This is a genomic window from Hyphococcus luteus (genome assembly GCF_002943565.1).
Classification (GTDB): domain Bacteria; phylum Pseudomonadota; class Alphaproteobacteria; order Caulobacterales; family Parvularculaceae; genus Hyphococcus; species Hyphococcus luteus.
In genome coordinates, this window is record NZ_PJCH01000007.1 from 118472 (window position 1) to 140004 (window position 21533).

Sequence of the window (21533 nt, forward strand, 5' to 3'; positions counted from 1 at the left end):
CCTGTTCTGCTCAGCTTTTGCCCGCGGAGGAGGCGGGGAAAATATGGTCCGCCAGATCGCGAAGCAGCGTCGTGGTGAAGCCGCTTCGGCGCGGCGCGTCGATGAGACTTGCGTAAAGAGCGAGATTGTTTCTGGCGGCGTCAAGCATGTCTTCGCGGCCGATCGGCGTTCCGGGGCGCGAAAGCCCGTAGAGAATGTCCTGTTCGCGATGTTCGGCTTCGAGCTCGGCCGCTTTGATCTGTTCGTAAAGCCCGGGCGGGCCGTCTTTTGCGTTGCGCCGCGCCTCGCGCAACGGTTCGATCACGCCTTCCGACCAGTCGCTCACCGCCTTCTCGGCTTCCTTTAGGGCGTCCTTGCCGAGGGTTTCGCCTTCGCTTGCCCGCCAGCAGCACCACAGCGTTAGATTCACGTCGAAGCCGAAATCGTCCTGCATGTAGATGAGGCGGTTCTTGGCGCCTGGCATCTCATAGGCGTCGTTCGACCATTGCCAGAAGGCGTTGCCCCGGACTTTGCTCATATGACTTTGCTCATTTCGGGCGCTTTCCTTTTTCAAGGTCTTCGCCCCAGCGTTTGACGAGCGGCGTTTCGATGTCGAAGAGGTCGAGGACGCGGCCGACCGACTGGTCCACAAGCTCGCCGACGCTTTGCGGTTCGGCGTAAAAAGCGGGGAGCGGCGGCGCGATGACCGCGCCCATTTCGGCGAGCGCCGTCATGGTGCGCAAATGGCCGAGATGAAATGGCGTTTCGCGCGCCATGAGAACGAGTTTGCGCTGTTCTTTCAGCGTCACGTCGGCGGCGCGCGTCAAGAGAGACGCCGTCACGCCGGTCGCGATCTCCGACATGGTGCGCACCGAGCAGGGTGTAATCAGCATGCCGATTGTTTTGAACGAGCCGGAGGAAATCGGCGCGCCGACATCGCCGACAGCATAGCGATAGTCGGCGAGTTCGGCGAAATCGGCGGCGGATTGACCCAGCTCGTAGCGAATCGTCATTTCGCTCGCGCGGCTGAGGACGAGATGCGTTTCCACATCCGTCTCGCTGAGGGCTTCAAGCGCCCGCCGGGCGTAGACGGCGCCCGAAGCGCCGGTCACGCCGATAACTATTTTGCGGGTCGTTTTCATAGCGAACTCAATATCTTGGACCCCCATTCATAAACCAATGGTGAACAGACCGCCAACAAAAACGACCGCTTTCGTCCGATGAAGAATCCGTGACAAAACCCGGTTTTCCGTGTTTAGATAAGGCGTATAACCACCCCAGAAAAGGAGGCCAATTATGGCGATTAAGGCTCACATGGAAACGCTCAACAAGCGGCACCAGGAGCTGGAGGCGACGATTAACGCCGAAACCAAATCTCCGGGCTATGATGAACTGCGCGTGGTGGAGCTGAAACGTCAGAAGTTGAAAATCAAGGACCAGCTTGAGGAACTCCGAACACAGAACAAATTGGCCAGTTGAACGAAAAGCCTGGCCTGACCGACAAACGATAATATGCGAGCCGGCGCGATCTGCCCCGGACATCTTGCATGCGGCGGCGGCGCACTTATAAGTGCGCCGCTTGGTTTTTGAGAAAGTGATGACATGCCTTCACGCACTGTAATCGTCACCGATGCGGCGCACGGCGTCGGCGCGGCCTGCGCCCGGCGTTTCGCCGCCAATGGCGACCTGCTGTTGCTGGCGGACCCGAATGAAGAAGCCGGCCAGAAATTCGCCGATGAAATCAACGGCGCCGGCGGCGAGGCCGCCTTCGTTCACGCCGAAGTGACGAAACGGCTTCACGTTCACAACATCATCGCCGAAGCGCTCGACGCATATGGGCGGATCGACGTGCTCGCCCATACGGTGATGGCGCATTTCACCGCGCCGTTCCTTGAAACCAGCGAAGACGATTTCGATCGCGTGGTGGCGGCCAATCTTCGCGGCGCCTTTCTCATGAATCAGGCGGTCGCGAAGCAATTCGCCAAGCGCCTCGATGAAGAAGGGGGCGAGCGGGTCTCCGGCGCCATCGTCAATATCGGCTCGGTGCAGGCGGTGACGGCCGCCGCCGAGCAGGTTGCTTTCGCGGCCTCGCAGGGCGGGCTGCATCAGCTCACCAAGGCTGTCGCCATCGCCATGTCGCCTTACGGGGTGCGCGCCAATCTCGTCGGCGTCGGCGCCATCAAGGGCGACATGGAGGAAAGCGAGCGCGACCGGGAGCGCGAGGCGACGCCGTTGAAACGCATCGGCGATCCGGACGAAGTGGCGGAGGTTGTCTTCTTCCTCGCCAGCGACGCGGCGTCCTATGTCACCGGCCAGACGCTTTATGTGGATGGCGGCAAACTCGCCGCGCATGGCGGCGGCGCGAAGAAGAAAAAGACGTGAGGCGGCGCAAAGCCCGGCCTTATTCCTTGTTTTCGTCTCCGCTCTCGTCCTCGCCGCCGCCGAAATCGGCGAACACCCGCTCGAGGTCGATTTTCTTTTCTTCCTCTTCCGTTTCCGGCGCGGCCGGGGCCTGATCCTGCGTCGGTTCGAGCGACGGGCCGGCTTCCGGCTGCGGCTGGTCTTTCATCATCTTGGCGCGTTTCGCCGCGGCTTTTCTGACCACGGCGTCGAGATCGATCTGGGTGCACAGCCCGAGGCCCACAGGATCGCGCGGCTCCAGGTTGGCCGAGTTCCAGTGGGTGCGGTCGCGCACGGACTGGATGGTGGTTTTCGTGGTGCCGAGGAGTTTCGCGATTTGCGCGTCGGAGATTTCCGGATGATTGCGCACCATCCAGGCGATGGCGTCCGGGCGGTTCTGGCGCTTCGAGACCGGGGTGTAGCGCGGGCCTTTGCGCGGTCTTTCCGCGACGACGGTTTTCGGCCGTGACAGTTTCAGCTTGTAGGCGTCGTCGGCTTCGCCTTTTTCGATTTCCTCGCGCGAGAGCTGGTGGTTGGTGATCGGGTCGATGCCGCGCACGCCCGCCGCCACGTCGCCGTCGGCGATGCCTTTCACCTGCAAGGGGTGAAGGCCGCAGAAATCGGCGATCTGGTCGAAGCTCAAGGAGGTGTTGTCGATCAGCCAGACGGCGGTTGCGATCGGCATCAGCGGACGGTCGGCCATGTCATGTCTCCAATGGGTCGGCCCGAAAAGCTTACGGGGCGGCCCCCCTTCCGGGAAGCCGCGCTAACCGCCGGATTTTCGGGGAAAGCGACGCGCCTGAACGCGATTGGCGGGCTATATAGACGCTTTGGCCGTATTCGCCAAGGAGAGATCGGCGATTAGGGGACCCTGAGGACGATTTTGCCCGTATGGGCCCCTGATTCCATGCGGGCGTGGGCGTCTGCGGCCTCGGCCAGCGGGAAAATTTTATCGAGGACCGGGCGGAAGGCCCCGCTTTCGATGAGCGGCCAGACCGTCGCCCTGATATCCGCAGCGAGGCGGGCTTTTTCCGCGAAAGGCCGGGATTTCATGGTCGAGCCGGAAAGCCGCAGCCGGTTCCGCATGATCGTGAAGATGTTGATCGTCGCCTCCACCCCGCGCAGGGGCGCGATGGAGACATGGCGTCCGCCGAAATTGAGGCAGGAGAGATTGCGCGCCACGAAATCGCCGCCCGCTATGTCGAGGACGACATCGGCGCCGCCGCTTTCCTTGACGGCCTCGTCCCATTTGTCTTCGTCATAAAGATACGCCGCATCGGCGCCGAGCCGTTTAGCCGCGTCGCATTTGTCTTTCGTGCCGCAGGTGACGACGGCTTTCGCGCCGATCGCCTTGGCGAGGCCGATGGCGGTCATGCCGATGCCGCTCGTGCCGCCGTGCAGGAGGAGGGTTTCGCCGGCCTTCAACTGTGCGTCGTCGAAGGCGTTGGCCCAGACCGTGAAGATTGTTTCGGGAAGCGCCGCCGCTTCCTCCATTGAAAGCCCGCCCGGAACCGGCAGGACGGAGCCTGCGTCGGCGAGCGCGTATTGCGCATAACCGCCGCCGGTGAGGAGCGCGCAGACCTTGTCGCCGGGTTTCCAGTTTTTAACGTCTTCGCCGACAGCGGCGATCTCGCCCGCGCATTCAAGGCCGGGCAAGTCGGAAGCGCCCGGCGGCGGCGGATAGAGCCCTTTGCGCTGCAAGACTTCAGGCCGGTTCACCCCCGCCGCGGCGACGCGAATCAGAACTTCATTGCCCTTCGGCTCCGGAACCGGGCATTCCATTAATTGCAGGACCTCCGGACCGCCGGGCTCGGTGATCACGATGGCCTGCATGGCGGTGGGGATGGCTTTGGTCATTGGGCTCGCTCACAAGTTTCAGGTCGTGTCTCCGTTTGCTTTCGCCCTTCGATATAGCCCCGCTCCTCAGGATGAAGGCAAACTGAGATACGACCGATTTTCTTCCATTCTTGCCTTAAGCGCCATGATTTCGCAAAGTCCGTCCCCGAGCCGCATAAGGGAGGCCCGCCATGGACGACGAACCGCTCAGCGAAAAACCGGACATGACCCTGTCATATCTGGCGAAGCAGGATCTTTACGCCCTATCCGCCGGCGATCTCGAAGACCGCATCGACGCCCTCAAGGCGGAAGTCACGCGTTGCGAAGAAGAGCTGAAGGGCCGCGGCGACACGCGCTCGGAAGCGGAGAAGCTGTTCAAGTTCTAGCCTGTTCCGGCTCCCGCAAGTCCGTCACATAAAGTAATAATGCATGATGACTTTGCTCGTGGCGCCCAGAATATAGAGCGTCGCCAGAAACATCACGATCCAGTAAAAGACGATGACGGGGGTGTTCTTGCGGGCGAACACCGGATTGTCTTTAAGGTCCTGTTTCAGACGTTTTTTATTGCGGCGTTCTTTGCCGGCGATGATCCTGACGAAATATTTTCCGAGATAAAGCCGCACATCGGCGGGTTGCGCGTGCGAAGACGAATTTTTGACTGCGTTTTCAATCGCGACGCGCTGCTGGGGCGTCAGGGTCTCTCTGACGTCGGCTTCCACCTCTTCCCAGAACCAGGTTATTTCTTGATTGCCGGTTGAGACTTGGCTCTCAGACATGTCAATTTCCCTCGCGACTCGATTGCGTGCATTCAGCCCATGACACGCCGCATTGTTCCGCCCTGACCGCAGTGTCGGCGCCTGTGTTAAAAATTGCGCCAATTTATCCGGAAAGATTTTATGGAGCGCGCCAGCCGCCCGTCTCAAAGGTTTCTGAAAACCTAACGCGGCTGTGTTAACGATAAGGACGGCAGGCCGCCATTTTTTGAGGAGCGATGAGCCTATGGCGACGTCGAATGAGGGAAAGGAAAGAACGCCGGACGCTGCCGCGCAGGCCGATCTCCTCGCTGCGTTTGACACGGGCCGCGTCGAGGATGTGGCGCTCGCCGCGCCGCGCATCGACACGCATCTGAGCCATGTCTTCTTGACGAAGACCCGCGCTTACAAAATGAAACGCGCGGTGAAATTGCCCTTTGTCGATTTTTCGACCCTTGAAAAACGTCATCAAGGCTGTCTCGCCGAACTCGACGTGAACCGGCGCATGGCCGGCGCCATGTATGTCGGCGTGAAGTCCGTGGTCGCGCTTGAGGGCGGGCGTTACCGCATCGGCGGGAAGGGCGATCCCCTCGACTGGGTGATCGAGATGAAGCGCTTCGACCAGTCCATGCAATTCGACGAACTCGCCAAGGCCGGGCGCCTGACGCCGGCGCTTCTGGAAAAGACGGCGGATGCGATCGCCGAAGCTCACGGCGCCCTCGAGCCCGTGCTGACGACCGGCCACGCCGCCGATTATCGCGCGATTGTGCGTGAGCTGCGCGAAACGGAAACCGACGGCGCGGACCGTCTTGGGCTGCATGTGGGCGATCCGTCGCTTTACGACGCGCTCGATGCGGCGCTCGCCCATGCAGACCCGCTGATCGAGCGGCGGCGGCGCGAAGGGAAAGTGCGGCGCGGCCATGGCGATCTTCATTTGCGCAATATGTGCCTGTTCGAGGGCGAACCGACCTTGTTCGACGCGCTCGAATTCGACGAGCGGCTCGCGACCAATGACGTGCTTTACGATCTTGCTTTCCTTCTCATGGATTTGCGCCGGATCGGCATGAAGGAAGGCGCAAACCTCGTCATGAACCGCTATTGGGATGCGGCGCGCGAGGAGGAAGCGGCGCTTGAACTGCTGCCGTTTTTCATGGCGTTGCGCGCGACCGTGCGCATGGCCGTGGCGGTGGAGGCGGAGCATTTCGAAGAGGCGGACGAATACCGCCGTCTCGCTTTCGATTTGCTGCATCATACGCATCCCCGCGCCGTCGCCATTGGCGGGCTTTCCGGCGCCGGCAAATCGGCGGTCGCAAAGAAGCTTGCGGGGACAATGACGGGGCCGGCGGGCGCGCGCTGGCTGCGCACCGATGTTTTGCGCAAGCGCGCCCGCGACAAGGCGCCGGAAGAGAAGATGGAGAAGGACGCTTACGCGCCTGAAGCGCGGGCCAAAGTCTATGACGATCTCTTCGCCCACGCCGCGGCGGCGTTCGACGCGGGCGCCAGCGTCATCATCGACGCGACCTTTCAGGAAAAGCAAATGCGCGAAGCGGCGGCTTCATTAGCCCATACGCCCGTCGCAGGCTTCTGGCTCGACGCGCCTTTGGCGGTGCGCCTTGAACGCATCGGGGGCCGCGAAGGCGACGCCTCCGACGCCGGCGCCGAAGTCGCAAAAGCCCAGCGCGAACCGGAAAGCCTTGGGCAAGGCTGGACGCGCATCGACGCGACGGGAACGGTGGAGGAGGTTGCGGCGCGGGTGAGGGCGGCGCTGGCGGATTGAGACCTGACAGCGACTCGCCACGGCTCGACCGTGGGGAGTCGATTACGTATAGCCGCGTCGTAATCCGCTCACCCTGGTCGGCGTTTGTCCTCGGGCCGGGATGAGTGGAAAAAATCAATCCGCCGGCAGCGGAATATGCTCCGTCTCGTCCGGGGGCAGGGTGAAGACCGTTCCCTTGAAGCCGCCGGCGGCCGAGGCGGTCCAGTCGGCTTTTGCTTTTTGGATGCGGGTCTCGCTGGAAGAGACGAGGTTCCACCAGATATGGCGTTCACCGAGGTAAGCGCCGCCGAGCAGCATCAGTTTCGACGCCTCGTTCGCCGTGATTTCCGGCGCGGCGCCCGGTTCGAACACGATCAGGCGCCCGCGTTCATATGTTTCGCCGTCGATCTCGACGGCGCCGGCGAGGATGTAAAGCGCGCGCTCCTCATAATCGTCGGGCAGGGGGATGGCGGCGTCTTTCTCGGCTTCCACCCCGAGATAAAACATCGGCGAAAAAGTTTTCGCCGGGGAGGTTTCGCCGAAGGCCGAGCCGGCGATGAGGCGCATGGAAAGCCCTTCGCGCTCGATCACCGGCAGGGTCTCTTTCGGGTGATGATGAAATTCCGGCGCGGTTTCTTCGTGCGCTTCGGGAAGCGCGAACCAGCTCTGAATGCCGTGCATGGTCTGGCCTTTTTCGCGCGGTTCGTCGTCCGTCCTTTCGGAATGGACGATGCCGCGCCCGGCGATCATCCAGTTGACATCGCCCGGCCGGATCACCTGATCGAAGCCGAGACTGTCGCGGTGGCGCAACTCGCCATCGAAAAGATAGGTGACGGTGGCGAGCCCGATATGCGGGTGCGGGCGCACGTCGATGCCGGTTCCGGGCGCGAAGTCGGCGGGGCCCATTTCGTCGAAAAAGATGAAGGGGCCGACCGTGCGCCGTTTGGCGTAGGGGAGGACGCGCCCGACGGTGAAACCGCCGAGATCGCGGGTGCGTGGTTCGATGACGATGGAAATGGCGCTCATCCATCGAAAGTGGCCGCAACCGCGGCGGCGTTCAAGCCATAACGCCGCGCACGCGCGAAGTTGTGAGCTTTACGCCGCGCGGATGATCCGCAAGGTGAGGTCGCGGATGTCGTTCTCCGCGTTCTGGATCGCCGGCGCGGTGTCGGGCCCCATGCCGATGAACAGCTTGTAGCCTTCTTCGAGGCTGAAAATCTGCAACACGGCCTGGCGCACTTCGCTGTCGGTGAGTTTCGGATTGGCGGCGCGCACGAGATAGTAAACGAAGCGGCCGATAGGGCGGTAAAGCCCGCGCACCATTTCGCGCGCTTCCTCGCTTGAGCCGGCGAAGCCCCAAAGCTGGTAGAAAAACTGATGGCTTTCGCGCGCATTGCGCACATAGAACTCGACAACATTGAGAAGGATGTCGAGCGGTTCATCCTCGTCCGCCTGAAACTGCGCGAGATGCGCCTCCACGTAATCGGCGAGCGCCTCGCGCATCATGGCGTCGAGAAGGGCATGCTTGGTCGGGAAGTGATAGGTGAGGTTGCCGACCGCGATGCCTGCTTCCTCGGCGACTTTCCTGAGCGAAAGCCCGCCATGGCCGTTGCGGGTGAAGACCAGATTGGCGGCCTTTAAAATCTTGTCGATGGTGGTTTTGGTCCGGCCGGTCTTGCCGTCGCAGATCTGCACTGTCGGGCGCGCGCGCTGCAACTCGCTGAGATGGGTCAGAATCGCGGCGAGGGCCTTTTCGGTTTCAGCCGATAATGATTGCGCGGAAGCATTCTGACTTTTTTCATCATTTGCGCTGTGATCAGTTGACGACGCCATTACTCCCCCGTAAATCGCGTTGGTCTAGGTCATATGACCTAAACAGGTTTTGACGCACTAGACAAGCCGCCCGGTGCGGCTGCAATCATAGGCGTTCCGGTTTCCCGGCTGTGCGGTGTTCTCCCCCTGCTGCACGTCGGGGGGGCCGCGGCGGGGCAACCCGTCGCGGCCCACTCCTGGGACAAGGTCCAGGCTTTTCAACAAAAAGTCTAATTTATTCAGTGGCTACGGACGGTTTTTCAAGCCATGGTCCAAGCTCTGATAGAGCTCTGGATGCGAGCGCCCGCTTCCGCGCAAAGCCCTTTTCCTTGCCTTTGATGCGCCGGCCCTGCGAATCGGTGCGCGGGATCTCGATCTCGGGAAAGAGGCCGAAATTGACATTCATGGGCTGAAAGTTCTTGCCATGGTTGTCGGAGACATGCCCGCCGGTGATGTGACCGATGAGCGCGCCCAGCGCCGTCGTCGGCGGCGGCGCAGCCGGGGCCGCGCCTTTCGCCTCGGCGGTGGCGAAGCGCCCGGCGAGGAGGCCGATGGCTGCGCTTTCCAGATAGCCCTCGACCCCGGTGATCTGACCGGCGAAGCGTAAAGCGGGCCGGGCTTTCAGCCGCAAGGAAGCGTCGAGCAGCTTCGGCGAATTCAAAAAGGTGTTGCGGTGGATGCCGCCGAGCCGCGCGAACTCCGCTTTTTCAAGGCCGGGGATCATCCGGAAAATGTCGGTCTGGGCGCCGTATTTCAGCTTCGTCTGGAAGCCCACCATGTTGTAGAGCGTGCCGAGCGCATTGTCCTGGCGCAACTGCACGACCGCGTAAGGGCGTTTGCCGGTGCGCGGGTCGGTGAGCCCCACAGGCTTCATGGGCCCGTAGCGCAGCGTGTCTGGCCCGCGTTCGGCCATCACTTCGATGGGCAGGCAGCCTTCGAAATAGGGCGTCGATTTCTCCCAGTCCTTGAACTCGGTTTTCTCGCCTTCGAGGACCGCGTTCAGAAAAGCCGCATACTGATCTTCATCGAAGGGACAGTTGATGTAATCGGCGCCGTCGCCGCCCGTTTCCTGAGCATGGGGACCCTTCTTGTCGTAACGCGACTGCATCCAGGCGATGTCGAAATCGATCGTCTCTTTGTAGATGATCGGCGCGATGGCGTCGAAAAAGGCGAGGGACTCTTCGCCGGTGAGTGCGCGGATCGCTTCGGCGAGCGGCGCGGCGGTGAGCGGCCCCGTGGCGACGATGACATTCTCCCAGTCTTCGGGCGGCAGGGTTTCGATCGCTTCGCGCCGGATCTCGATATTGGGATGGGCCTCGAGCGCGGCGGTGACGCCCGCGGAAAAGGCGTCGCGGTCGACGGCGAGCGCCCCGCCGGCGGGCACTTTGTTGGCGTCCGCCTCGCGCATGATCAAAGAGCCCGCCCGGCGCATCTCCTCATGGAGAAGACCCACGGCGTTCTGCGTTGCATCGTCGGAGCGGAAGGAGTTGGAACAGACGAGCTCGGCGAAACCGCCGGTCTGGTGCGCTTCGGTTCCCCGCACGGGCCGCATTTCATGAAGGATGACGCGGGCGCCGCTCCCGGCCGCCTGCCAGGCGGCTTCCGAGCCTGCGAGCCCCGCGCCGATGATATGGATGACGCCGTTTTCACTCATGGTCCGCGCTTCTACCTGAGCCAGCGCGCGGCGCAACATCTTCTCCTGAGGCGGCCTTATTTGCCGTCTTCCTGTGGCGCGCAGCCCGCATTCCGGCTAGCCTGAGGACGATGGCTGCGCCAGACGGCCGCGAGGGGTTTGATGGGATTGCGTATTTTTTCCGTTGTGGGGGAGTCGCTTCATTTCGGCGGACGCCGGATGGAGACGATCGCCCGGGTCGCCTGGCTGCCGGTCCTTCTGTCGATGATCGCCAGCATGGCGGCGGTGTTCGCCATGGCCTCGGTGATCGCCGGGCAGGTCATCACCTTCGCCGATATTCCGTCTTTCGCCAGCGCGCAGCAACAAGTCGGCCGGTACGCCGCGCGCGGCTTTCAGAACAATCCCGGCGCCATGTGGACGATCACGCTGGCGAGCCTTCTGGCGCAGGGCATTCTCACCGCCTCGATCATCGCGCCCCTGATCCGTTATGCGGGGCTCGGCGAAAAGCCGGCGCCGGGGATCGTTCATGCGCCATTCGGCGACGGCGAGTTACGCTTCCTCGCCGCCAGCCTTTTCAGCCTGCTTTTTGTCGCTGTCCTGGTGTTCGGCCCGGTGGCGCTGACGACTTTCTATACGCTGAAATATATCGCCGCCGCGCTGTCCCAGACGATGGCAAGCTTTCCAAACCCGGAAAGCCTGCACACGATCGAGATTACGACGGTCGGCGATGCTGTGGCTGAGAGCGGGCAGTCATGGATCTACAACCGCATCATACCGCTCGCCGCCGCCGCGCCGCTCGCCATTCTGTTCTGGCTGTTCCTGTTCTTTCACTTTGCGCCGGAAAACCGTCCCAATGCGCCGGAGCCGGGCAATGCGGTGCTGCGCGCGCTGACGACTTTTGCCGTCGCCGTTTTGCTGCTCGCCGGCGCCTATTTCTTTTTTGCAGAACTGATGTTGAGCCGGTTTCGTGAGAATGTCGGGTTTCTCGGCTATGTTTCGAGCCTGTTCGACGCCGCCAATCTCAACATGACCGGCGTTCTCAAAAGCCTTAATTTCACCATGCAGGCGCCGTCGGCGCGGGTGTTGTTCTTCGGGGTCGTCTCCTTTTTCGTGATGAACTATATCAGCCTGCGGCTCTTCGCGTATCCGGGCGTCGTCGTCTGTCGCAAATCCATGGCGCTTGGCGGCGTTTTCAGCGTCACCCGCGGTTGGAACATCTTGCGTCTCGCCGTCATCCTGACGCTGATCGGGCTTTTGCTTTTTGTCGTGCAGGCGGTTGTCCTCAACGCGGTTCTCCTGCCGCTGGTGTTGCGGAGCCTGCAGGTTCTCGCCTCGGCCACGGCGGTCTCGACGAAACTGGTCAATTCCGGGGTGACGGCGGAGTGGGTGATGCCGTTTTTCGTCTGGGTCTGGAACATCATCAAAATTCTGGTGAATATTGTCTGGGCGTTCTTTTCTTTCGGCGTCACGGCGGGGCTTTACGGGCGGCTTTACCGGGAAAGCGAAGCCGGGCATTAAACCTTAGGCAAACACAGGCGGAGAGACGCGTGTCGGAACGCATCAGGGCCGGAGACATTCTTAACGAGGCCTTTCAGTTCGGCTTTTACCGCTGGACGACGGTGTTCCGGTTCGCCTGGCTGCCGGTCGTCATGGTCATGCTGCTCGCCTTTGGCGCGACGAATCTCGTCTTCGATATGGAGGCGTTGAAGGCGCTGGAGGGGGTGCAGGATCCGGCGCTCTCCGACTTCCAGGAGGCTTTCCGGTTGTCGATGCCGATGGCGGCGCTGACATGGATCGGCGTCGGCGTAATCGCGCTGTTTCTCTATAGCGGTTTCGCGGCGTCCATTTACCGGCTCGTGGCGCTCGGGGAAGAACGCTCCGGCGTCGCGCATCTGCGGCTTGACGGACCGGCTTTGCGCGTTTTCTTCGCCATGCTGATCTTGAATGGGATCAACTATGTCGTCATCAGCGCCGTTTCATTGCTGATGCTGGCGCTGAACGGTCACGGGATCGGCGATTTCTTCGCTGCGTGGCCCGATTTCTTCGCCATGGTCGAGGCCTCGTCACAAGACTCGTCCTATCAGCCTTCGCTGGAAGAGGCGCAGCGGCTGGCGCCGATCGGCCTGTTCTTTTTAGGCTTTATGTTCGCCTTGCCGGCGCTGATCTATATCAATGTCAAGCTTGCGCCTTTCGCCCCCGGCTCGGCGTCGGAAAACCGGCTTCTTCTGTTCGGCGCCTTCCGCATGACCTTCGGGCACGCCTGGTCGATCTTCGGGGTTTATGTCCTCTTCTTCATGGCCATGCTGGTGATGACGATCGTCTATTGGCTGACCATGAGCTTTCTGGGCGTGATGACCGGTCTCGGCGGCTCGGCCGCGGTGATCGGCAAGCTCTTCGGCGCTATCGAATTCGCCGCCAGCTTCGCCTACCAGATCTTCATTTTCGGCGTGCAGTTCTCCTTGCAGGCGATTATCTATCGCCGCCTCAAGACCGGCCAATAGGCGCGCGGCTCAGCCCCAGATTTCCATGACAAGACCGCGCGCGTCGCGGGCGCCGTCGCTAAGATGCACGGCCTTTCCCTCAAGCCGGGCTTTGGCCGTCAGCGCCAGCGCGCAGGCGTCGTAGACGTCGTCGCGTTTCACGGCCTTGGCGCCGTGCTCCTTGCGCAGCGCCTGATAGATATCTTCTGCATCCGAAAACCCGGCGCGCGTCAGCAAAGCCAGCCGCTCCTCTTCGCCTTCCTGTCTGCGCTTTGCGTGCGCGCAGGGGCGGCCGTCATTCAGCCGGGCGAATGCGACTTCCGGATGAGCCTCGCCGAGCCGCGCCTGATCGGCGGGCGTAATGGCGGCGTCGACCTCGCGGATTTTCGGCGCGATCATCCAGGCCTGTTTGGAGAGCCCGCCTTTCGCCTCCTGCCGCTTTCCCCACGCATTGGCCTCTTCATAGGCGTCAAAATTCAGCATCGGGCGGCGCGGCGGGGTGAAGACGCTCGATGTGCGCCCCGGTTTGAGCCTTCGCCGCGCCAGTCCCTCGCAGGCGCGCCTGCCGCTGTCTGCAAGCCCGATGGGCATGTCGACCATGATCATCGCCGCTTGCGCCCCGGCGCCGTTTAAAATCTCTGCAAAAGACATCGCAATGAACCCGTTCGCGCTCATGCCGGAAAGGTTAAGGCGCGCGACGATCCAGCCGGCGCGGCATCCGTCGACGCCCAGAACGAATTCGCTTGCGCCGGCTCGCTTTCTGGTTGTCCGATCCGGCGATGGCATGGGCATTGCTGATTCCGGGCTGCTCCGTGCCCTTTTGGGCATGAGCCGGGGGATATCTCAAGGCAAGGCCAATGACCGGCTTGTCAGCAGCCCTGAGGGGCGGCATCCTGACAGGAAGCGGAAGAATGAAAATAATGGGTATCGAAGACATCACAGAAGACGGGACGGGGGAAGAGGCGAAAGGCGCCGAAAATTTCGTTCAGTCGGAGCTCTTTGCACGGACGTTCCGCGAGGGCATGGCGCTGGTTGAAGAGACCGCCAATTACCTAGACGGCGAGGGGCGCGACGCCTCTAAAGAGCTTCCGCGCGAAACGGCGCTCTCTTACGCCGGCGCCTCCATGCGCCTGACGACGCAGCTCATGCAGATCGCCTCCTGGCTCCTGGTTCTGAGGGCCGTGCGCGAAGGCGAGATGGTGCTGGGCGAGGCGAGCGACGACAAATACCGGCTCATTCCGGGCGAAGCCGCTTCGGTGAAATTCAAATCAGAAGGCCTGCCCGAGCGCCTTGTGGCCCTGATCGACGCCGCGCACCAGCTTTACAACCGCATCAGCCGTCTCGACGCCGAACTCTTCACCGGCGAGGCCGCGCCTGTCGAAAAGAACGACGCCGCCGCCCAGCAGCGCGCGCTCTTGAAAGCTTTCGGCGGGCGGTAAACACACGCCCGCTCATCCCGGCGAAAGCCGGGACCTTGTTCAATTTATTTTGAGCTTTTGGATGGAGATCCCGGCTGGAGTTTATCCTCGGGCCGGCCTTTGGCCGAACCCGGGGGCCGGGATGCGCGGCGTCAGACGCCTTACTTCTTCAGGCCGAAAGAGCCGAATTTCTGGTTGAATTTCGACACGCGGCCGCGCTCGCCGACGCGCTGCGGGCCGCCGGTCCAGGCCGGATGCGACAGCGGGTCGATGTCGAGATTGATGGTCGCGCCTTCTTCGCCATAGGTCGAGCGGGTTTCGAAGGTCGAACCGTCGGTCATGACGACCTTGATCGTATGATAAGTCGGATGGATGTCTTTCTTCATGACGGCGGTCCTTCGCGCGGGGCGCAAATCTGTTGTTTTTTCGGCTTGGAGCGGGGCCATATACGCGGGGGCGCAGCGCTTCGCAAGCCCTGGAATTAGGAGAATCGCAATCTAGCGCCTTCGCAGGTGCAATGTTATGATTTCGGGCCGCCGCCGACCGTCCTGAAATCCTCTTGAGCTCGCCCCTGTATCATGCGTTTCCTGTTGTTTTTGCTGGCTGTTCTTCTCATTCTGGGCGGCGCGGCCGCCTGGCGCCTCGCCGCTTTTAACCAGTTCGCCGCCATCGAGCCGGTGACGCTGGCGCGCTGTCAGCCGGTCCGGGGCATCGCCGGGCCCGAAGACATCGAAATCGACGCCAAAAGAAGGCTCGCTTTCATCTCCTCCCTCGACCGCCGGGCGGACGGCGCGCGCGGGGCGATCCACCTTTTCGATCTGAACGATCCGCTGGCCGAGACGGCCTGGCGCGACCGCACCGGCGGCGTTCCCGCCGACTTCCGGCCTCTGGGGATCAGCTATTACGAGGACGGCGAAACGCGCCGGCTCTTTGTGGTGAACGAGGCGGGGCCTTCTATCGAGCTTTACAGCGTTGAAGAAGACGGCGATCTCGCGCATCTCGAAACATTCGCCGAGCGGCGGATCTTAAGCCCCAACAGCGTCGCCGCGGCGGGCCCGAGGCGCTTTTACGTCAGCAACGATCTGCGCCCCGGGCGCAACTCGCCGCTCGCCGGGTTTCACTTTTTGACGGCGTCCGATCTCGGCGAAATCTTCTATGTGGACGGCCCGCAATGGAGCGTCGTTGCGGACAAGCTGCGTTTCGCCAACGGGCTCGCCCTGTCGCCGGATGGGAGCAAGCTCTATGCGGCGGAAAGCGCCGCCAAGAGGGTGAAGGTCTTCGAGCGCAACAGCGCGAACGGCAAGCTGACGCTGGCGGAGACGATCCCGCTCGACGCCGCGCCGGACAATCTCAGCTTCGACGGGCAAGGCGCGCTCTGGGTCGCCGCCCTGCCGAAGCCGCTCCTGTTGCCGCGCCTGAAAAGAAATGCGGAGGCGACCGCGCCCTCCGAAGTGCTCCGGGTCGCGCCGGACGGGGCGGTCTCGACCGTTTACCGGGATGGCGGCGAGCAGCAATCGGCGGCGACGGTCGCCGCGCGGCTTGGCGGCAAGCTGCTCATCGGCGCGCTTTACGAGCGAAAATTCCTCTATTGCGATTTGCCTGCCGCCTCGGAATAAGCAATAGAGCGCCCATGAAATACGTCTCCACCCGCGGGGCCGCCCCCGCCGTCGATTTCGAAGGCGCGCTCCTCGCCGGCCTGGCGCCGGATGGCGGGCTTTACATGCCCGAAGGCTGGCCGGTCTTTTCGGTTCAGGAGGCGCGGGCTATCGGCTCCCTGCCTTACGCCGAAGCCGCGGCGGAAATCCTGTCGCATTTTGCCGGCGAGAGTTTCGACAAGGCCGACATCGCAAAGATGACGGCGGAGGCTTATGCGACATTCGCGGACAAAGACGTCGCGCCGGTCGTTCCGCTCGGCGGTGAAGACTACATGCTCGAGCTGTTTCACGGGCCGACGCTCGCCTTCAAGGATTTTGCGATGCAAATCCTCGGGCGTCTTTACGATGCGGCGCTCGAACGCCGTGATGAGCGCCGGACGATTATTGTGGCGACGTCCGGCGATACGGGCTCGGCGGCGATCGAGGCGTTGAAATCCTGTTTGCGGGTCAATGTCGCCGTCCTTTTCCCCGAAGGCCGCGTCAGCGCCGTGCAGCAGCGCATGATGACCTCGGTCATCGCGCCCAATGTGATGAATGTCGCGGTCAAAGGCTCCTTCGACGACTGCCAGGCGATCGTGAAAACGCTTTTCGCCGATGAAGCTTTCTCGCGCGGCGTGCGGCTGTCCGGCGTCAACTCGATCAACTGGGCGCGGCTGGCGGCGCAGACGGTTTATTATTTCACCGCATGGGCGCGGCTCGCCGAAAGCGGCGAGGCGGTGAATTTCGTCGTGCCTACGGGCAATTTCGGCGATGTCTTCGCGGGCTATGCAGCGAAACGCATGGGGCTTCCCATCGTCAAGCTCGGCGTCGCCGCCAACGCCAACGACATTCTCCATCGCGCCATCGCGCAGGGCGATTACACGCCGGGCGCGGTGAAGCCGACCGCGTCGCCCTCCATGGACATTCAGGTCGCCAGTAATTTCGAGCGGCTCTTGTTCGAGGCGAAACATCGCGACGCAAAAGCGCTCAGGGCGGCGATGGAAGACTTCGCAAAGGCGAGAGCCATGAAGCTCGACGAGGAAACGCTCGCCGCGATCCGCGACGATTTCGTTTCCGACGCCGTTTCCATGGAAGAGACCCTCGCGGAGATCAAACGCCATTACGAAGAAACCGGCGCGCTCATCGATCCGCATACGGCGGTGGGCCGCGCCGCGGCGCGCCGGCTTCGCCAGATGGGCGCGCTTGAAGGCAAGATCGTCACGCTGTCGACGGCGCATCCGGCGAAATTCCCTGAAGCGGTGAAAGAAGCGACGGGACAGACGCCGGCGCTGCCCGCCGCTTACGCCGATCTCTTCGAGCGTCCGGAAAAGATGGAGCATGCGCCCGCCGAACCGGACGCCGTGAAGGCGCTCATGCGCAGCGCGTTCGGAACCTGACCTCAATGGTTTCCTTACACACCCTGCCGAACGGCGTGCGCGTCGTCGCCGATCCCATGCCGGAGCTTAAAACCGCGGCGCTTGGCGTCTGGGTGCGCGCCGGCTCCGTCGATGAGCGCCAGGGCGAATACGGGATTGCGCATCTTCTCGAACATATGGCGTTCAAGGGCACCGGGCGGCGTTCGGCGCTCGCCATCGCCGAAGAGATCGAAGGGGTCGGCGGCTATCTGAACGCCGCCACAAGCCACCAGCGCACCGGCTATTACGCGCGCGTCTTAAAAGACGATCTGGCGCTCGGCGCCGACATCCTTTCCGACATTCTCGCGAACCCTTTGTTCGACGAAGAGGAACTGGCGCGCGAGCGCGAAGTCGTGGTGCAGGAAATCGGCGAGGCGGCGGACACGCCCGACGACGTGGTTTTCGAAAAACTCACCGAAGCGGCCTGGGGGACGCATCCTCTGGGCCGGCCGATCCTCGGCACGCCGGACAGCGTGCGCGCCCAGACCCGTGACTCCCTGCGCGGTTTCATGGCCCGCTGTTATCGCCCGGACGACATGATCCTCGCCGCCGCCGGCGGGGTGGACGAAGGCGCGCTTTTAAAACTCGCCGAAGACTGGTTCGGCGGGTTCAGCGCTGAAGGCGAGAGCGGCGCGCGCGAAGACCCGCATTTCATCGGCGGGCTTCTCCACGACAAGCGCAAAATCGAACAGACTCATCTCGCCGTCGCCTTTCCGGGCGTTCCCTCGGCCCATGAGGACTTTTTCGCAACCCGTCTTTATGCGGATGTTCTCGGCGGCGGCATGTCCTCGCGGCTGTTCCAGAAAATTCGCGAGGAGCGCGGGCTCGCCTATTCGGTTTACGCCTTCGCCGACGGGTTTGAGAATGCAGGGCTTCTCGGCGCCTATGTGAATGCGGAAGCCAAACACATCGCCGAGGCGGCGACAATCATCCGCGATGAAATGGCGGCGACAGCAGGCGCCATGGGCGTGGAAGAAGTCGCGCGCGGCAAGGCGCTGTTGCGGTCGTCCCTGATGCTCGGCCTTGAAAGCCCGGCGAACCGCATCGAGGCGGCGGCGGGCCAGCTTTTCACCTATGGCGCGCTGATGGACGCCGATGACATCCTCGCGCGCATCGACGCGATCACGGTCGAGGACATGCAGCGCTGCGCGGACCGGGCCCTCAAAGGCCCATGCGCCGTCTCCATTGTCGGCCCGTGCAAAATCGGCCCGGTCGAGGCGGCTTTGAAGTTTTCCTAAATCGGTCGTGTCTCAGTTTGCCTTCATCCTGAGGGGCGGGGCTGTCTCGAAGGGCGAAGGCAAACTGAGACACGGCTTCTAAATCCGATTTTTGCATCGCCCTTAATCGCGCTATAAGGCGGCGATGCTGTTCGCCAATGCGCCCTCCAACCCGGCCTTTAATCCGGTGCTCGTCCAGGAGCCGGTGATGCTGCGCGCGGCGGTCCTGACCGATTATCCCGCCTGGGCGGCGCTTCGCGATGAGAGCCGGGCGCATCTGACCGAATGGGAAGAGGCCTGGACGCCGGAGCAGGCGAGCCTTTCTGCGTTCAAACGGCGTCTGCGCCTTTACGACCGGGACCGGCGGCGCGGCGGCGGTCTTTATCTTCTCGCCTTCCGGATCGGCGACCATGCGCTCATCGGCGGCGCAACGCTGAGCAATATCCGCTATGGCGCTTCGCGCTCGGCTTTGCTCGGCTATTGGGTGGGCGCGCCTTATGCGCAGCGCGGCTACGGGACGGCGGCGGTCAAGGCCATCGCCGCCCACGCCTTTGATGCGATTGAGCTTAACCGTCTGACGGCGGCGTGCCAGCCGGGGAATATTGCATCGCAAAAACTGCTGGAGCGTTGCGGTTTTCTGCGTGAAGGCCTCGCCCGGGATTATCTGATGATCAACGGCGCCTGGCGCGATCACGTCATCTATGCGCTGACCGCCGCGGATTGCCGCAAAAACAAGGACGCTGAGTCCTAGATCGGGCCCGTCAAGTCAAAAATTCGTTCCGAATTCCGGCCCGGCTCTTGCGATAAATTCATAGCCGCGTGAAGATGACACAGGGCGAATGCGCGGCTGTTAGTCGCGCGAGGGCGGGGCTTTTGCAGTCCAGTCCGGGGGAGCCGCTCAAAAAAGGCCGTTTTCATGCGGTCTTAGGGCAAGCGTTGAGGGGTTCGGGGTTAATACATGGTGGCAGTAGGAGTGTTTGGCTTGGCGGACGGGTTCTCGGGACTGGCTCAAGCTGAATTGTTGCGCGGCGCCGTAGCGGGCGCCTTTATCGTGGCGATGGCCTTTCTTGCAGGCTATGCGGCGATCCGAAGAAGCGGCCTTGCAGTTTGCGCCCTCTTAATGGTGATGGCTGCAGGCGGACTCGAATTTTCACGGCTCGGCTTTTTGTCGGCGCTTCCCGGCGAAGCAACGGTGATGATGCAGGCGCTGTTCGCGGCGGCCGCCATCGTATTTCTCTCAGCCTCCATCGGCGCGGCGCGATACAACCCGCTTTTGGGCGGAGTGATGTTTACGGCCGCGCTCGTCATCGGCGGCATGGGGATCATCAATTTCTTCGAGCGCATCGATCTCGCGCCGATGATGCGCTGGGCGCTGATCGGCGTCGGCGGCTTTGCGGTGCTCTTGTCTTTGACCCAGGCCTTGCGCGGCGACTCCGGCGCGCGTCTGGTTCTGCCGGGCGTTGTGCTTGCTGCAGCGGCGCCGCTGCTCGGTCTTTTCGGCTCGGCGGAAGGCGGCGTCATGGCTTTTGCGTCGCACGGGCTCTTCACGCTCGGCATTCTGGCGGCGAGCATGATCGCGCTCACGGAAACCGGCCTTTCGCAGGCGATCGAGCCGCGCAGCATCGATTTCGGCGTGCGCACAAGCCATGACGCGCCGTCGCGCCACAAAGAGGTCAAGTCCGCGCGCGAACGCGCCGAGATCGTGCTCGACAGCCAGATCGCCCGGGTGCTCGATTATTCCGGGGTCGCGATCTGGGACTGGTCGCCCGAAGCCATCGACCAGACGGACTCGCTTCCGGCGCTGCTCGGCGCCGACTCCGATGCGCCGTTCACGCCGGAGGCGTTGCGCAATTTCATTCACGCCGACGATGCGGCGCGCTTCGATTCCGAATTGCTGGCGCCGGTGGACGGTCCGTTCGACGTTTGCCTCAAATTGTTCGACGGGCGCATGATGCGCATGCGCGGCGCCCGCGCGGCGGACGAGGGCTCGGGCGAGATCGAAAGACTGGTCGCCTTTGTCGAGCCGCTGGCGGGCAGCCCGATCAACGAGGCGCGGCTTAAATATGCGACCGAGTCGGCGATCGTGCCGCCGGCCGCCGCCGATCCCATGACGTCCAAGCTTTCCGCGGCGCTCGCCAATGGCGACATCGCCGCCGCCTTCCAGCCCATCGTTTCGCTCGAGGACGGCAAGGTCTCGGGCTATGAGGCGCTCGCCCGCTGGCGCGGTCAGGAAGAAGGCGCCGAAGAAGGCCCGGAGCGTTTCGTCAAGGCCGCCGAACGGATTGGCGAAGGCGGGGCGCTCGCTGCGACCATGCTCGATCAGGCGGCGGTGTTTCTTGCCGACGCCCTTGAAAAAGAAAAACGACGCGACCTGTTCGTCGCGATGAACGTGTCCTGGGGGCAGATCCGCGAAGAGGGGTTCCTTGAGAAAGTGCGCGAGACGGTGGCGAAATACGACCTGCCGGACAACGCGCTGGTGCTCGAGCTTACAGAAGCCGATGCGGTAAGCGACGCGACGCTCGCCTTTGACGTGTTCCGTAAACTGAAGGCCTCGGGCGTGGCGCTCGCTTTCGACGATTTCGGCGCAGGCTTTACCTGTCTGTCGAACCTCAGGAAATATGATTTCGATTATCTCAAGATCGACAAGTCCTTCACCAACGATCTCGAAACCGATGGCGACGGCGCGAAAATCGTCGCGTCGCTGGCGTCGCTCGGCAAGGAGCTCGGGCTCAAGGTCATTATCGAGGGTGTTGAATCGAAAGCGGATTCGGCGAAAGCGCGCAAAATGGGGTGCGCCTTCGGTCAGGGCTTCGCCTTCGGCAGGCCGGTGATGAGCGAAACCGCGCCCGCGCCGGCGACAGCGTCGGCCGGTGCGCCTGAGGAGGAAGCGCCGGCGGAAAACCAGCGCTTCACCGCGTCGGAACCGGAAGAAACCGCAGCGGCGCCCGCTGAAGAAAAGCGGGCGCTTGCCATGGCGGATGCGGGGGCGGATGCGGACGTCGGGGCCGAAGCCGGCGGCAAGCCGGAAGGCGACGAGGCTGATTTCGCCGAAGAAGACGCGATGGAGCGCAAGCACCGTCGCTGGCGCTTCTGGGGCGGCGCGCAGGATCTGCGTTAGGATTTGACAGTTCCGTTTCTGCGACGAGGCTTCCGGATTCCGCTCATCCCCGCGAAAGCGGGGATCCAGAAAAATTCGTTATT

Annotated in this window: 22 protein-coding genes; 12 read left to right on the forward strand and 10 right to left on the reverse strand. The window is 62.6% G+C overall.

The features are described from left to right. Positions 1 to 10: 10 nt before the first annotated feature. Complete coding sequence (locus CW354_RS12005) at positions 11 to 517, reverse strand: TIGR02444 family protein (protein WP_104830336.1); 507 nt, start codon at positions 515 to 517, stop codon at positions 11 to 13. 10 nt (positions 518 to 527) lie between these two features. Next, positions 528 to 1121 carry a UbiX family flavin prenyltransferase gene (locus CW354_RS12010; RefSeq protein WP_104830337.1) on the reverse strand — a complete coding sequence of 198 codons (594 nt, stop codon included), beginning with the start codon at positions 1119 to 1121 and terminating at the stop codon, positions 528 to 530. A gap of 154 nt (positions 1122 to 1275) precedes the next feature. On the opposite strand from CW354_RS12010, the gene CW354_RS12015 reads away from it, so the two are divergent. After that, positions 1276 to 1458: a YdcH family protein gene (locus CW354_RS12015; RefSeq protein WP_207764781.1), complete on the forward strand. Its 183-nt coding sequence runs from the start codon at positions 1276 to 1278 to the stop codon at positions 1456 to 1458. 123 nt (positions 1459 to 1581) lie between these two features. Then, complete coding sequence (locus tag CW354_RS12020; protein ID WP_104830339.1) at positions 1582 to 2361, forward strand: SDR family NAD(P)-dependent oxidoreductase; 780 nt, start codon at positions 1582 to 1584, stop codon at positions 2359 to 2361. Between the two features lie 19 nt (positions 2362 to 2380). On the opposite strand, the gene CW354_RS12025 is transcribed toward CW354_RS12020, so the two are convergent. Then, positions 2381 to 3082, reverse strand: coding sequence for a DUF1013 domain-containing protein (locus tag CW354_RS12025; protein WP_104830340.1), 702 nt, complete (start codon positions 3080 to 3082; stop codon positions 2381 to 2383). A gap of 158 nt (positions 3083 to 3240) precedes the next feature. Beyond that, positions 3241 to 4236 (reverse strand): NAD(P)H-quinone oxidoreductase, encoded by a 996-nt coding sequence (locus tag CW354_RS12030; RefSeq protein WP_104830341.1) that lies wholly within the window; start codon positions 4234 to 4236, stop codon positions 3241 to 3243. A 170-nt stretch (positions 4237 to 4406) separates the two neighbouring features. Here CW354_RS12030 and CW354_RS12035 point away from each other — a divergent pair, with 170 nt between their 5' ends. Next, positions 4407 to 4601, forward strand: coding sequence for a DUF1192 domain-containing protein (locus CW354_RS12035; protein WP_104830342.1), 195 nt, complete (start codon positions 4407 to 4409; stop codon positions 4599 to 4601). Positions 4602 to 4625: 24 nt separating this feature from the next. Here CW354_RS12035 and CW354_RS12040 read toward each other — a convergent pair whose 3' ends face one another. Then, on the reverse strand, positions 4626 to 4991 hold the full coding sequence (locus tag CW354_RS12040) for a hypothetical protein (RefSeq protein WP_104830343.1): 366 nt from the start codon (positions 4989 to 4991) through the stop codon (positions 4626 to 4628). A 223-nt stretch (positions 4992 to 5214) separates the two neighbouring features. On the opposite strand from CW354_RS12040, the gene CW354_RS12045 reads away from it, so the two are divergent. Further along, entirely contained in the window at positions 5215 to 6744 is a 1530-nt protein-coding gene (locus CW354_RS12045) for a bifunctional aminoglycoside phosphotransferase/ATP-binding protein (RefSeq protein ID WP_104830344.1), read from the forward strand. Between the two features lie 114 nt (positions 6745 to 6858). Here the strand turns inward: CW354_RS12045 and CW354_RS12050 are convergent, their stop codons facing one another. The 3 genes from CW354_RS12050 to trmFO form a co-directional block, all read right to left on the reverse strand. After that, on the reverse strand, positions 6859 to 7749 hold the full coding sequence (locus tag CW354_RS12050) for a pirin family protein (RefSeq protein WP_104830345.1): 891 nt from the start codon (positions 7747 to 7749) through the stop codon (positions 6859 to 6861). A gap of 69 nt (positions 7750 to 7818) precedes the next feature. Further along, the gene (locus CW354_RS12055; RefSeq protein WP_104830346.1) at positions 7819 to 8556 is read right to left on the reverse strand and encodes a TetR/AcrR family transcriptional regulator; all 738 of its coding nucleotides are present in this window, start codon (positions 8554 to 8556) and stop codon (positions 7819 to 7821) included. Positions 8557 to 8770: 214 nt separating this feature from the next. After that, on the reverse strand, positions 8771 to 10228 hold the full coding sequence (gene trmFO, locus CW354_RS12060) for a methylenetetrahydrofolate--tRNA-(uracil(54)-C(5))-methyltransferase (FADH(2)-oxidizing) TrmFO (protein ID WP_434056921.1): 1458 nt from the start codon (positions 10226 to 10228) through the stop codon (positions 8771 to 8773). Positions 10229 to 10330: 102 nt separating this feature from the next. Here trmFO and CW354_RS12065 point away from each other — a divergent pair, with 102 nt between their 5' ends. After that, positions 10331 to 11686 carry a hypothetical protein gene (locus CW354_RS12065; protein WP_104830347.1) on the forward strand — a complete coding sequence of 452 codons (1356 nt, stop codon included), beginning with the start codon at positions 10331 to 10333 and terminating at the stop codon, positions 11684 to 11686. Positions 11687 to 11715: 29 nt separating this feature from the next. Next, positions 11716 to 12669: a hypothetical protein gene (locus CW354_RS12070; protein WP_104830348.1), complete on the forward strand. Its 954-nt coding sequence runs from the start codon at positions 11716 to 11718 to the stop codon at positions 12667 to 12669. Between the two features lie 9 nt (positions 12670 to 12678). Here the strand turns inward: CW354_RS12070 and CW354_RS12075 are convergent, their stop codons facing one another. Further along, complete coding sequence (locus CW354_RS12075) at positions 12679 to 13440, reverse strand: DUF429 domain-containing protein (RefSeq protein ID WP_165793680.1); 762 nt, start codon at positions 13438 to 13440, stop codon at positions 12679 to 12681. Between the two features lie 119 nt (positions 13441 to 13559). Between CW354_RS12075 and rcdA the strand changes: the two genes are divergently transcribed. Continuing rightward, positions 13560 to 14087: a protease adaptor protein RcdA gene (gene rcdA, locus CW354_RS12080; RefSeq protein ID WP_207764782.1), complete on the forward strand. Its 528-nt coding sequence runs from the start codon at positions 13560 to 13562 to the stop codon at positions 14085 to 14087. A gap of 140 nt (positions 14088 to 14227) precedes the next feature. On the opposite strand, the gene rpmE is transcribed toward rcdA, so the two are convergent. Next, entirely contained in the window at positions 14228 to 14452 is a 225-nt protein-coding gene (gene rpmE, locus CW354_RS12085; RefSeq protein WP_104830374.1) for a 50S ribosomal protein L31, read from the reverse strand. A gap of 192 nt (positions 14453 to 14644) precedes the next feature. Here rpmE and CW354_RS12090 point away from each other — a divergent pair, with 192 nt between their 5' ends. The 5 genes from CW354_RS12090 to CW354_RS12110 all read left to right on the forward strand — a co-directional run bounded on the left by CW354_RS12090 (position 14645) and on the right by CW354_RS12110 (position 21450). Next, positions 14645 to 15682, forward strand: coding sequence for an SMP-30/gluconolactonase/LRE family protein (locus CW354_RS12090; RefSeq protein ID WP_104830351.1), 1038 nt, complete (start codon positions 14645 to 14647; stop codon positions 15680 to 15682). A gap of 14 nt (positions 15683 to 15696) precedes the next feature. Then, complete coding sequence (gene thrC, locus CW354_RS12095; protein ID WP_104830352.1) at positions 15697 to 17097, forward strand: threonine synthase; 1401 nt, start codon at positions 15697 to 15699, stop codon at positions 17095 to 17097. 5 nt (positions 17098 to 17102) lie between these two features. After that, positions 17103 to 18353: a M16 family metallopeptidase gene (locus CW354_RS12100; protein WP_104830353.1), complete on the forward strand. Its 1251-nt coding sequence runs from the start codon at positions 17103 to 17105 to the stop codon at positions 18351 to 18353. Between the two features lie 124 nt (positions 18354 to 18477). Further along, a complete protein-coding gene (locus tag CW354_RS12105; protein WP_104830354.1) occupies positions 18478 to 19083 on the forward strand; it encodes a GNAT family N-acetyltransferase in 606 nt (201 codons plus the stop codon). A 231-nt stretch (positions 19084 to 19314) separates the two neighbouring features. Then, complete coding sequence (locus CW354_RS12110; RefSeq protein WP_165793681.1) at positions 19315 to 21450, forward strand: EAL domain-containing protein; 2136 nt, start codon at positions 19315 to 19317, stop codon at positions 21448 to 21450. Positions 21451 to 21533: the final 83 nt, after the last annotated feature.